9 protein-coding genes and 1 pseudogene are annotated in these 11,681 nt (G+C 59.4%); 3 read left to right on the forward strand and 7 right to left on the reverse strand.

From position 1 onward, the window contains the following. The 5 genes and pseudogenes from EN846_RS27785 to EN846_RS36000 all read right to left on the reverse strand — a co-directional run. Positions 1 to 301, reverse strand: a pseudogene (locus EN846_RS27785) (transposase); the annotation flags it as partial. Positions 302 to 342: 41 nt separating this feature from the next. Then, positions 343 to 1,458, reverse strand: coding sequence for a GlxA family transcriptional regulator (locus EN846_RS27790; protein ID WP_348630834.1), 1,116 nt, complete (start codon positions 1,456 to 1,458; stop codon positions 343 to 345). Between the two features lie 310 nt (positions 1,459 to 1,768). Further along, complete coding sequence (locus EN846_RS27795; protein ID WP_135913975.1) at positions 1,769 to 2,302, reverse strand: sarcosine oxidase subunit gamma family protein; 534 nt, start codon at positions 2,300 to 2,302, stop codon at positions 1,769 to 1,771. A 7-nt stretch (positions 2,303 to 2,309) separates the two neighbouring features. Further along, complete coding sequence (locus EN846_RS27800) at positions 2,310 to 5,279, reverse strand: sarcosine oxidase subunit alpha family protein (protein ID WP_135913976.1); 2,970 nt, start codon at positions 5,277 to 5,279, stop codon at positions 2,310 to 2,312. After that, positions 5,276 to 6,235: a hypothetical protein gene (locus tag EN846_RS36000; protein WP_245518730.1), complete on the reverse strand. Its 960-nt coding sequence runs from the start codon at positions 6,233 to 6,235 to the stop codon at positions 5,276 to 5,278. Before EN846_RS36000 ends, EN846_RS27800 begins: the two co-directional genes overlap by 4 nt. Between EN846_RS36000 and EN846_RS36005 the strand changes: the two genes are divergently transcribed. Further along, complete coding sequence (locus EN846_RS36005) at positions 6,203 to 6,685, forward strand: transposase (protein WP_245518731.1); 483 nt, start codon at positions 6,203 to 6,205, stop codon at positions 6,683 to 6,685. The genes EN846_RS36000 and EN846_RS36005 overlap by 33 nt on opposite strands. An 8-nt stretch (positions 6,686 to 6,693) precedes the next feature. Here the strand turns inward: EN846_RS36005 and EN846_RS27810 are convergent, their stop codons facing one another. Together EN846_RS27810 and EN846_RS27815 are read right to left on the reverse strand one after the other, a co-directional pair. Then, positions 6,694 to 6,966 (reverse strand): sarcosine oxidase subunit delta, encoded by a 273-nt coding sequence (locus tag EN846_RS27810; RefSeq protein WP_135913977.1) that lies wholly within the window; start codon positions 6,964 to 6,966, stop codon positions 6,694 to 6,696. A 24-nt stretch (positions 6,967 to 6,990) separates the two neighbouring features. After that, positions 6,991 to 8,241 carry a sarcosine oxidase subunit beta family protein gene (locus tag EN846_RS27815; protein WP_135913978.1) on the reverse strand — a complete coding sequence of 417 codons (1,251 nt, stop codon included), beginning with the start codon at positions 8,239 to 8,241 and terminating at the stop codon, positions 6,991 to 6,993. A gap of 87 nt (positions 8,242 to 8,328) precedes the next feature. Here EN846_RS27815 and EN846_RS27820 point away from each other — a divergent pair, with 87 nt between their 5' ends. After that, positions 8,329 to 9,279, forward strand: a complete 951-nt coding sequence (locus EN846_RS27820) for a GlxA family transcriptional regulator (protein ID WP_135913979.1) — start codon at positions 8,329 to 8,331, stop codon at positions 9,277 to 9,279. An 880-nt stretch (positions 9,280 to 10,159) separates the two neighbouring features. Then, on the forward strand, positions 10,160 to 11,506 hold the full coding sequence (locus EN846_RS27825; protein ID WP_135913980.1) for an FAD-binding oxidoreductase: 1,347 nt from the start codon (positions 10,160 to 10,162) through the stop codon (positions 11,504 to 11,506). Positions 11,507 to 11,681: the final 175 nt, after the last annotated feature.

The raw sequence follows: 11,681 nt of genomic DNA on the forward strand, positions 1-11,681 counted from the left end.
ATGATCGGGACAGCGAGCGTCTGCCCCATCAGCTGCAGCACCGATTCCAGCAAGCCTTCTGCCTGGTCAGCCGCAGCCCAAACACAAGGCCCAGCGTCAAGGTGGTCTCGATCGCCAGATCAGAATAGCGGGGCTGGCCGCCACGCGTCTTGGCGCTTGCCACCTGAACAGGGCTTCGGGCGTCACCCACAGTCAAACTGCCACCATGACGAAGTCCTGCCTCATATTCTGGCCAGTTCGTCACCCTGAACTTCATCTTCTCGATACGATGGCGGCGCGCGCTATTGTGTTTGAAAGGCATGACTAAACCAAAAGCGGTTCCGTGCTGCCTAACTCAGCCCGCTAAACGATCCCTGCACCAACGCCCCTTTGCAACAAAACCTCTTGTCCAGCTCCGCGCGATAACAATCTAGTTTGATGTGGGGCGCAGCCGTACATGGCCCGATAGACTTTTGAGAAATGTGATGCCGCGACGAATCCGCACGCTATCGCTATCTCTATAACGGGCAGACTCGAGCTGCGAAGCAGCAAGTGCGCGCGTTCCAGACGAAGTTCCATGTAGTAACGGCTCGGACTGCGTCCTAGTTCACACTTGAAGAGTCGCTCAATTTGACGGCGTGTAACGCCAGTCCCTGCCACCAGTCCCTCTATCGACTTGGGATCGCCGATATGTGCTTCCATCTGATCGATGACTTCGATGACTGCCCTATGATTGAACCGTACGCGGGAACTTGGCGGGAAGCGTTGACGGTCCCCAACCGAGCGAACACGACATGCGACGGCCCTCTCGCAGATGCGATTTACGACGGCAGCCCCATAATCGCGCCTAACAAGATCCAGGAATGTGTCAAAGGATGCGTCTGCGCCAGAGCAGGTATACAGCTCACCATCTTTCTCGAACGCCGCTTGCGTCGCTATAACGCCTGGGAATTCCTCCAGAAATAGCGGGAATTGCTCCCAGTGCACTGCGCAGCGACGACCTTCTGCAACGCCAGCTCGAGCAAGCACTAGGGTTCCGCCGCCTATGCCGACAAGGCGCGTGCGGCGGTTACGGCACTCTCGGAGCCAAGCATGCAACTGGTTGTCATGGCGAGGTAGGGAGCGACCTCCGCACACTATCGCGACCGGGGCTGCGGGCGATAGCCGGTTACGGTCACGCTCCGATTGCAATCCGACGGCTGAGCTTATGGTGATGCCGCAACTCGACACCACAGGTTGTCCGTCGCCCGAAACAACCTGCCAACCGTAGGCGTTTCGCCCCGTCACTTCATTGGCCAGCGTAAGCACTTCAATCGCGGAGGAAAACGCATGCAGCGAAAAAGCCGGAAGCAGGAAAAAGTTAAACCTGGCGGGTATGCTTTCCAGCCCTTGCTTTCGGGTCTCGTTGAATCGACCCACGGAACCCCGCGCAGCGTCGAGCGCCGTCGGCCGTTGCAAAATCGAATGTCCTGTCTTCACACGAATAGCCTGAGTACGTTCATTGCTCCCGACCAGATTCTCACGCGGAGTGGATAGGGCGGCGCTCCCACAGGATTGTTCTATGTCACCTAGCTAGGAGCCGGGACCTAACAGCTGATAACGCCGACTTCTTGTACAACGCCGAATCTGTTCGACGGCCGCCAGCCCGACGTCGACCGTCCGTTCACCTCGGGTAGTTCTCAGTTGCATCTAACATTTAAGCCAAGCTTGTTCATGAAGTTAACTTCGTTATTCTACAGCAAAGCTATTTGCGCAAGCGGCACAAGGTTCACATCGGTGAAGTTGCAAATCATCGATATTCTAAACTGAGCTCGGCGAGCTCGTCCCAGAGGCTTTCGGCAAACCCTCGCAGCACCATCAACTCGAATTCAAGCTCAGCGGTTCTTGTGATGCCGACCGCGATATGGCCGATTAGCGTGGTCGTCGCATGGCCGACCGGAAAGACGTTCAAGTCTAGGTCCACCGCTGTACCCTTGGCGAGCACCAAGGCGGCTTTGGCGCCCGAAATCGCTATTCGAACGCGGCCGTGGCTCTGGTCGACCACGTCTGCATGGGGCTTCAGCTTATGCAGGATGTCGACGGGATCTCCTGGCGACCCTATCTCGTCGCCCACGATGAAATATTGGCCCGGCGACATGCTTCTAACAGCAAGGGCATCACACTCAAGCGCGGCAACAATAATGCCAGCGACATTGCCGCTCCCGGTTGCAGAGAGCGCTTGCAGCACAAGGCCTTCCGGAAGTGCGGTCAGCGTCACGTCTGTCGAGAGGATGGGGGGCTTGCTACCCAGCGCAGAGCGGTGTTCGATCGGGAACATGGACATCGGGACCTCAGACTTTCAGCTTTTCGTTGGCCGGATCGACAAACGTCGGGTTGCAGAGGCGAGCGGTCGTGTACTCGTTGCGAATGCCGTTCCATACCTGCACTTCCTCGCCATGACGCGATGCGCCGCGCTTGACGAGCGCCAAGCCGATGGTCGAGCCGACATGGGGCGAGTAGCAACTTGAACTAACGTAGCCCTGGTCGTTTTCCAGCATTGCCGCCGCACCCTTTTCGAGAATATGCGAACCGCTGCGAAACGAGGTAGCGGGATCGAGCGGCACGACTCCGACAAGCTGAGGGCGGTTCGGGTCGTTGAGCCCTTCGCGCTCCAGCATGCGCTTGCCAATGAAATCCGCCTTGGTGGCCGACACCATCCGTCCTAAACCGACATCGCTGGGCACGGTCGTGCCGTTGATCTCGTTGTGCGTAACATGGCCCTTTTCGATACGAAGCACCGAAAGCGTCTCGACACCATAGGAGCAGATGTCATGTTCCTTGCCAGCTTCCATCAGGGCATCCGCCACCGATTCCCCAAAACCCGCGGGAACGGCCAGTTCATAAGCCAGTTCGCCGGAGAAGGAGATTCGGAACAACCGTCCCATAAGCCTGTGGCCAAACAGAGAGACCTGTTTGGCTCCCAGAAATGGGAAAGCATCGTTGGAAATGTCCTCGTCGACGATCTTCTGCAGAATGAGGCGCGCCTTCGGTCCGGCAATAGCCATCTGCGCCCACTGATCGGTCACGGAAGCGAGCCTCACGTCGAGTTCCGGCCACAGCGCCTGCGAGCAGAATTCCAGATGGTTCATAACGCCCGCCGCATAGGCGGTGGTGGTGGTCATGAAGAAACGACCTTCCGCGAGCCTGCTGGTGGTGCCGTCATCGTAGATGAAGCCGTCTTCGCGGAGCATCAGGCCGTACCGGGCCTTGCCGACGGGCAGTTTCCTGAAGGCATTGCAATAAACGCGGTCAAGGAATTCCGCGGCATCCTTGCCGGTGATCTCGATTTTGCCGAGCATCGAGACATCGCAAAGGCCGGCATTGATGCGAACATTCTTCACTTCTCGATCGACACTTTCGCGCCAGCCGGTCTCTCCGGACCGGGGAAACCATGCAGAACGATACCAGAGACCCGTCTCGACGAAGGTCGCACCGTTCTTTGCCGCCCAACCATGCAACGGCGATTTGCGTACTGGCTGGAAATGTTTTCCATGCGACGTGCCTGCAAGCGCACCGAATGAAACCGGCGTATAGAACGGGCGGAACGTCGTGGTGCCGACATCGCCAGGAGAAACACCACGCGCTTCCGCCAGCAGACCGATGACATTGACATTGGATAGCTTACCCTGATCGGTCGCCATGCCGTTGGTGGTATAACGCTTGGCAAGCTCGACATGCCCGTAGCCTTCACGCACGGCAAGGCCGATATCCTTTCGATGGACATCGTTCTGGTAGTCAATGAAGGCCTTGCCCTTCACCCCGGGAATGGACCAGAGCGGCTTGCCGGCAGGAGCGATGATGTCGCCTTCGACTGCTTCGAAGGCAACGGGTTCCACCTTGATGCCAATGGCGCCCAACAAAGCCGCAGCCTTGGCGGAACCCGCTGCCAGGCATGCGCCGATACCGTTCGCTGTTCCGCTGGCGCCTGCCAATGATAGACCCTTGTGGTCCTCGTCTGCCACGAAGGCACCGTCTGCATCCGACCACCGAGGCCTGCCGCCACGATGGAATGCTAGATTGATGACCGGGCTGAAGCCGCCGGAGACTGCGAGCGCATCGGCGCCCAGCTTTTCTGTCCGGCCATCCTTGAAGATGATGATGGAGGAAAGCGCCTTGCCGCCTTCGGCGTCGGAGACGAAGCCACCACGAACGATCCGGGCAGAACCGCCATAGACGCCGGTCGCTGCGCCCGAAGGTCGGCTGTCGATGATCGCCGCAAGCCGGACGCCAGCGGTTTCGAGATCGCGAGCCAGGACATAGCCGCTGTCATTGGTCGTGAAGATCGCCACCGATTTGCCTGGTGCAACTCCGTAACGGTTGAGATAGGCGCGCATGGCGCTTGCCATCATCACGCCGGGAATGTCGTTGCCGCCGAAGACGAGCGGACGTTCTTCCGCGCCGGTGGCGAGAATCGCCTGCTTCGCGACGATGCGCCACAACCGCTCGACCGGCGCTTCGGCGCGCGGGTCGGCAACATGCTTCTGCACGCGCTCGATCGCTCCGAAGACATTGCCGTCATACCAGCCGAAGGCCGTCGTGCGAGAGAGAAGCTGCACGTTGGGCAGACTTTCAAGTTCGGCGATTGTCTGACGGACAAAGCTCAAGGCGGTCAGGCCGCCGATTATGGCTGCCTCGGACAAAAGGCCGCCGCCGATCATCGAATTCTCGTCCACGAGAATGACACGGGCACCGGCGCGACCCGCCGTGAGCGCCGCCGCCAGGCCGGAAGCCCCGCCGCCAATGACCAGCAGTTCGCAATGCGCCCAGGACTTTTCATAGCGGTCAGGGTCGGTCTCGTAGCTCGCCTTCCCGAGGCCCGCCGCCTTTCGGATGAAGGGCTCGTAGAGCTTTTCCCAAAGGCCCGCTGGCCACATGAAAGTCTTGTAGTAGAAGCCGGCGGAGAGGAAAGGCGACAGCAGACCGTTCAAGGAGCCTATATCGAAATCGAGCGAGGGCCAGCGGTTCTGGCTCTGCGCCACGAGGCCCTGATAAAGCTCCTGCATGGTGGCGCGGGTATTGGGTTCCGTACGTCCGCTCTGGCCGATAGTCATGAGTGCATTGGGTTCCGATGCGCCAGCCGAGAGGACGCCGCGCGGCCGGTGGTATTTGAACGAGCGACCCATCAGCATCTGGCCGTTGGCCAGCAGGGCCGATGCGAGACTGTCGCCTTCGAGGCCGGCCATGCGTTTGCCGTCGAAGGTGAAGGAAAGTTGCCTGGTGCGATCGACGAGACCACCCTTCTCAAGACGATAGGACGTCATTTCGCCGTACCCCTTTTCGAAGCGCCGTTGATTGCTGCAAGCTGTGTCGGCGCAGGCGAGGCGGGTATGGTTGTCATTCCGACTGTCCTCGATGGCTCCGGCTGCTGAGCCGCCCGCTTCGCCGACCTGGATCGACTGCTGATTGCTCGATGCCCTCGATGGCTATGTAAGGCGATGTCGGCGAGTCCGGGGCTGCGTTGCCGCCAAGCCTTGAGAGGACCGCCATGGAGATATTCGTTGGAATAGACGTCGCCAAGGAGACGCACTGGGTCTGCGCTCTCAATCACGCCGCCCGGGTTCTTCTCGACCGGGCGGTCGAGAATGATCAGGCCGCGATCGATCGTCTCGTCGCCGACCCTGCGTGGCCTCGACAGTGCAGTCGTGATCGGTCTGGACATCACCGGATCGCTGTTTCCTGGAGGCCATCCTCCTGGCGCTGGGCCTGGCCTGCGCCTCGTCCACGTGCCAGGCATCGCCGTCAATCGCGCCGGGCACGGCTTTGCCGGCGGCGAGCGCAAGTGTCGGACCCGCGCGACGCACACACCATCGCCGACCTTGTCCGCACCAGGCCCCTGCGGCCAATCCTGCCAGACGACGACACCGTCATCGCATTGCGCCTGAAGGTCATGCGCCGCCGCGAACTTACTGACGACCAGACGCGCCGCGTCTCCCGGCTGCGCTAGTTCCTCGGCGCCATCCATCCCGGGCTCGAGCGCCAGCTCGATCTCACCTGCAAGGGACCGCTCGCCCTGCTCAGCCGCTATGTCACTGCTGCCGAGATCCGACGGGCCGGCATCAAGAAGCTCGTCGCGCATCTGAAGAAAACGCCTCATCTTCACGGCATCGAGGCCCTCGTTGGACGCGCGCTCGAAGCCGCTCATGGCCAGAGCATCGTCGTTCCCGGCGAAGCCGTCTTCGCCGACATGATCCGCGTACTCGCCGCCGAAGCTCTTCAAGCCCGCGAGGCACTCGCCCGCATCGAACTCGACCTGGAGGCGCTGCTCGACTGCCACCTTGACCGCGCCCTCATCCGCACTCTGCCGGGGATGGGGGCAGTGCTGTCGGCAGAGTTCATCGCTTGCGTCGGCGACATCCGCCGCTTCGCCTCGGCCGACGCGCTCGCCAGCGCCGCCGGCCTGGCATCGGTCATCCGTCAGTCCGGCAAGTCGACGGGATGGCGCCGAGCCCTCGGCGGAGACAAGGCGCTCAAGCGCGTCTTCTTCCAGAGCGCCTTCTGCGCCATCTCCACGAAACATCCTCTGTCCAAGGCCTTCTACGACCGCGAACGGCGCGAAGGTAAACACCATACCCAGGCGATCATCGCTCTTGCCCGTCGCCGCGTCACCGTCCTGTGGACAATGCTGCGCACCAGACAAACCTTCGATCCAATGAAAAAGGCGGCTTGACTTGCGCATTACTCAGCGGCCGCCTCGCGGGCGGCATCGTCACGCACGCCTTCGATCTCATGGGTCGCGGTATCGCGGCTTACCACCAGCCAGCGGCGGCATCCGGACGTGTGGTGCCAGTATTCCCTATAGGCGCCACGCGGATTGTCGCGCAGGTAGACATATTCGAACCATATCTCCTGCGATGCGTCCGCGGCGGGACGGGCCAGCGCCTCGCCCTTGATCGTGAATTCTTCCTTGGGCCGTTGCCCGCAATGTGGGCAGGGGATGAGGCTTGCCATTTCGGTGTCCTTGCTTCCCGGAAATCAGTGGAGGTTCGGTTGGGCGCCTTGGCCCTTCTCGTCGATGAGATAGCCGCGCTCGAACCGGTCGAGACGCATTTCGCGGGTGACGGCATGCGCATGGTTCCGGGCGATGAGGTGAGCGAAGCAGAAGCCCGAGGCCGGCGTGGCCTTGAAGCCGCCGTAGCACCATCCCGCATTGAGATAGAGATTGTCGATGGACGTGCGGTCGATGATCGGTGACCCATCCATCGACATGTCCATGATGCCGCCCCAGGACCGAAGGACCCGAACGCGCGAAAGAGCTGGGATCATCGCCTTGCCGGCTTCGATGACGTGTTCGACCGTGGCGAGATTGCCGCGCTGGGCGTAGGAATTATAGCCGTCCATATCGCCACCGAACACAAGGCCCCCCTTGTCGGACTGCGAAACGTAGAAGTGTCCGGCGCCGAAAGTAACGACACAGTCGATGAACGGCTTCAGGCCTTCCGAGACAAAAGCCTGCAGCACATGACTTTCGATCGGGAGCCTCATGTCGGCCATCGCGGCTACCTGGGAGGAATTGCCCGCAACTGCCAGTGCGAGCTTACCACAGCCGACGAAGCCCCTAGAGGTCTCGACACCGATCACTTTACCGTTGCCGCGACGTATGCCCGTGACTTCGCATTCCTGAATGATGTCGACGCCCATCGAATCGGCGCCACGAGCATAACCCCATGCGACGCCGTCATGACGGACAGTGCCGCCGCGCTGCTGGAGAAGGCCGCCCTGTATAGGAAAGCGTGCATTCTCAAAATTCAGGAAGGGAAGCTTCTCCCGCACTTGTTCGCGGTCGAGTAGATCGGCATCTACGCCATGCAGCCGCATGGCATTGCCGCGTCGGGTATATGCATCGCACTGCGCATCGGAGTGGAAAAGGTTGAGCACGCCGCGCTGAGAGACCATGGCGTTGAAGTTGAGATCCTGTTCCAGTCCTTCCCAAAGTTTCATGGAAAGCTCATAGAAAGGGTTGTTGCCCGGCAGAAGATAGTTCGACCGGATGATTGTAGTATTGCGTCCGACATTGCCCGAGCCGATATAACTCTTTTCCAGAACCGCGACGTTGCGAATGCCGAATTCCTTCGCGAGATAGTAGGCTGTGGCTAGGCCATGACCGCCGCCACCGACGATAATCACATCATAATGAGGCTTCAACGCCGGCGCACGCCATGCCGACTTCCATGCGGTGTTGCCGCGCAATCCGTTCAGGAAAATGGATAAAGCTGAGTAGCGCATTGGTCTGTCCGCTTCGTTCGGCTTTCTATATCGTGAAATTACGAGTAGGAGTTTCACAGGGCAGCCAAAAAAAGACACACAGAAGCCATGAACCAACAAAACAACCGATTAACCCAGAATATCGGGTTCCTACTTTTGCCCGGCTTCGCGTTGATGTCCTACGCGTCGGCGACGGAGCCGCTGCGCGCCGCAAACCTCTTGGCAGGCCAATCGCTTTATGATGTGGAGGCGTTATCCTTGGACGGCGCCGCGGTTGAAAGTTCATCCGGCGCCATAGTTCCTTGCCGACGGATCAATCAATTGCGGTTTGATACCATCTTCGTATGCGCGGGTGGCAACCCGTCGATATTGGGTTCGCCTGCGCTTTATACAGCTCTTCGGCAATTCTCCCGAGGCGGCGCCAGGATAGGGGGAATTTCAGGCGGGCCTTACATTCTAGCAGCGGCCGGTTTGCTCGACGGACGAGACTTTACGGTTCACTGGGAACATGCGGCTGCTCTCAAAGAAGCTTTCCCAAATCTCAAGCCGAGGCAGGCTCGTTTCGTTCTGGATGGCAACCGCATAACATGTGGCGGCGGGGTGGCACCTTTGGACATGATGCACGCCCTCATTGCCGACAGAATGGGAGCCGATTTTGCCCGCCGTGTCAGTGATTGGTATCTTCACACTGCTGTAGCGGAGCCGACCGCGCCGCAGCGGGCTTCTGCCGCAGAGCGTTTTGGCGTCAACCATCCCGTCTTGCTTAATGTATTGGCAAAGATCGAAGCGGCCATCGAACAGCCGCTGGACCGGGCGCAGATAGCCGCGTATGTGGGCGTAAGCACGCGCAATCTTGACCGCCTGTTCTCCGAGCATCTCAAGGCAGGCTATACAGAAGTTTGTCGAAATTTCCGGCTCGTCCACGCGCGCCGGCTTCTGCAGCAGAGCCCTCTGTCGATTTCCGAGATTGCATTTGCCACGGGCTTTTCAAGCGCGGCGCATTTCTCCCGTTGCTACTCGGCGTTTTTCGGCAAAAGCCCGAAGAGAGATCGGCGTTGATGCAGACGGGATGCTGCGACCCGCATCGCCCGTATCAACCTGTCCGATTTGTTTCGAACAGACCGCCTGCAACTCCTTGATGATCTTGGCGACCCAGCATCCGTCATGAGCTCCCGCGGAACAATGAAGGATATCGCGCCATTGGTTTCACAGGGATTGGTCCCGCGGATCGGTAGGCCTATGCCGCCTTCTCCGGGAAGATAGTATCGGAGATTGACCGAAAAGCTGCGCCGTCGGGCATTCTGAACCTGCTCAAACACAACCGCGGCATTCACGTGCTGAACGAAAGGGTGGCCTATGCAACACTGTGCGTTGTTGTCGATCAGTTGCTGACATTCAGCTTCCGGGAGCATAAAAATCAGCGCTATGCTGCCTGCGGGCGGCCCATGGGTGCACGCCCCCCACGCCCATCCACAATTGTTGCTGCAGGGGGCGGCAGAGTCCTTCTGCACACATGGATCAACGCCGGCCTGAAACCATCATATAAACGATATAGCCCGCCGTTCGGCGGGCGAACTCCGGATGCCCGGCCGGTGGCGCTGGATGAGAGGCATCTGTTTGCCCTGATCCCGCAGTGAGCGGCCGCTGTAACGGTTGGTCGGCTTCATATTTCCTTGAGGTCTCAGCGATTAGCGCGTCGAGGCCCTATCGAAGAAGCGGCGACCCGGTCCACAACCCACAATTTTGCGCTTGCGGGCGTCGATGCTCGATTGCCCGCTGGCTCATATGGCTCAGCCGAGCCAGTGGAGAAGCGACCGTCAACCAACTTGGACATGTTGGTTGGCGTTTTTACCGACGGGTTTGACGAAAATCCAACACCAACCCATTCAAGGTCGGAAGATGCTGGGTCTTAGACCGCAAAGCCAACAAGGGGTAATCCATGGCCTTTCCTAATTCGTCGCCTTACGTGATTATCGGCGCTGGCATCCATGGCCTGTCTACCGCATATCATCTGGCTCTGGCCCTCAAGAAAGCCCGCAAGGGTTCGGGCACGGACATTCTTGTGATCGATAAGAGCGGCATCGCGGCGGGAGCATCTGGCATTGCCTGCGGCGTTGTCCGCAACAATTACTTTCAGCCTGCGATGCGGGAGCTCATGGCACACTCAGTTAGCGTTTGGGAGAGCGACGCCGAAGCCTATCAATACAACCCGGTCGGTTACATGCAGATCAGCTCGGAATCGATGCACGAAGACGTTCGCAGCATCTATGAGCAGCAAAAGGCCATCGGCTATTCCTCGGTATTTGTTGAAGGCAAAGCAGACTGCGACGCCTACATGAAGGACTTATTTTCGGATTGGCAGGCAAAGAACATCACCTCCGTGCTTCACGAAAAGAAGGGCGGCTACGCCCACAACGCAGCGGCGATCTACGCGCTGGCGAAGAAGGCAGAAAGCGAAGGTGTCCGTATCCTGACCGGGGTGAGGGTAACTGGCATGATCTTCGCAAACGGATCAAGCTCGGCCGTGACTGGCATTGACACCGATCAGGGCCACATCACATGCGACTATCTCATCGTCGGAGCAGGCCCGTGGGTCCGCGATTTTTGGCGTATGGCGGAGCTACCGCAGACCGTCACGATCAAGAGCAAGGATGGACAACTCCATGGCGGTATCCCCATGTGGCGGTTTTGGCAGCTTGAGGAGGGGGTACTCGGTGTCGACCCTAACACCTTCAGGACCAACGATGGCAAGATGCCGCCGGTCATCCACGTCGACACGGACGCTCCGCTTTACTCCACCGTCGACGGAAGTCTGATCACGGAGAAGATGTGGGGGATCTACTACAAGCCTGACTTCAATTTCGGCGGTGTCCAAGGTGGTGCAATGCCTTACAAGGTCGAAACACCGGTGGACGAAGTTCAGATCGATCCCTACGGCCCGTCTTCGCCGGAATTCATCGCTAGCGAGGAATTCGCCCATATGTGGGTCTCGGCACTGGCTCACTGCAACAGACGGTTTGAAGGTACGATGGACAAGTTCCACCGCGAGCCGTCGGGCGGCATCGGTTGCTTCACACCGGACAACTTCCCCGTCTTCGAAGCACTCCGTGAGAACGTCTACATGATCGCCGACTCCAACCACGGTTACAAAATGATCGGCGTGGGCGCGCTTGTCGCAGGAGAGGTCCTGGGTCACGAATCTCGCCTGCTAAAGCCGTTCCGCCTAGGCCGCTATGAAAAGGGTGAGCTGCACCCAACCTCGAACAGTCCTTATCCTTGGAGCTAATCGGGTTGGATAAGCGCTTCGCGCCGGACGCCTGGAATCCGCGGGCCGGCGCGTGAAGATGAACCATGCTCAAGGAAAGCGAGTTAAGTGATCCAAGGCTTAAGAACCAAAACATGGCGCCATCAATACCTTGCCGCCGGTGGACAAGCAGAAGTGGTACGGTCCGCGAGCTCCG

Origin of the sequence: Mesorhizobium sp. M4B.F.Ca.ET.203.01.1.1 (assembly GCF_004791025.1) — a bacterium.
Taxonomy (GTDB): domain Bacteria; phylum Pseudomonadota; class Alphaproteobacteria; order Rhizobiales; family Rhizobiaceae; genus Mesorhizobium; species Mesorhizobium abyssinicae.

What these genes read in the sequence shown, in the direction of transcription:
- EN846_RS27795 (WP_135913975.1), bottom strand. Translation starts at nt 2,302, where the DNA reads ATGTCCATGTTCCCGATCGAACACCGCTCTGCGCTGGGTAGCAAGCCC.
- EN846_RS27800 (WP_135913976.1), bottom strand. Translation starts at nt 5,279, where the DNA reads ATGACGTCCTATCGTCTTGAGAAGGGTGGTCTCGTCGATCGCACCAGG.
- EN846_RS36005 (WP_245518731.1), top strand. Translation starts at nt 6,203, where the DNA reads ATGATCCGCGTACTCGCCGCCGAAGCTCTTCAAGCCCGCGAGGCACTC.
- EN846_RS27810 (WP_135913977.1), bottom strand. Translation starts at nt 6,966, where the DNA reads ATGGCAAGCCTCATCCCCTGCCCACATTGCGGGCAACGGCCCAAGGAA.
- EN846_RS27815 (WP_135913978.1), bottom strand. Translation starts at nt 8,241, where the DNA reads ATGCGCTACTCAGCTTTATCCATTTTCCTGAACGGATTGCGCGGCAAC.
- EN846_RS27820 (WP_135913979.1), top strand. Translation starts at nt 8,329, where the DNA reads ATGAACCAACAAAACAACCGATTAACCCAGAATATCGGGTTCCTACTT.
- EN846_RS27825 (WP_135913980.1), top strand. Translation starts at nt 10,160, where the DNA reads ATGGCCTTTCCTAATTCGTCGCCTTACGTGATTATCGGCGCTGGCATC.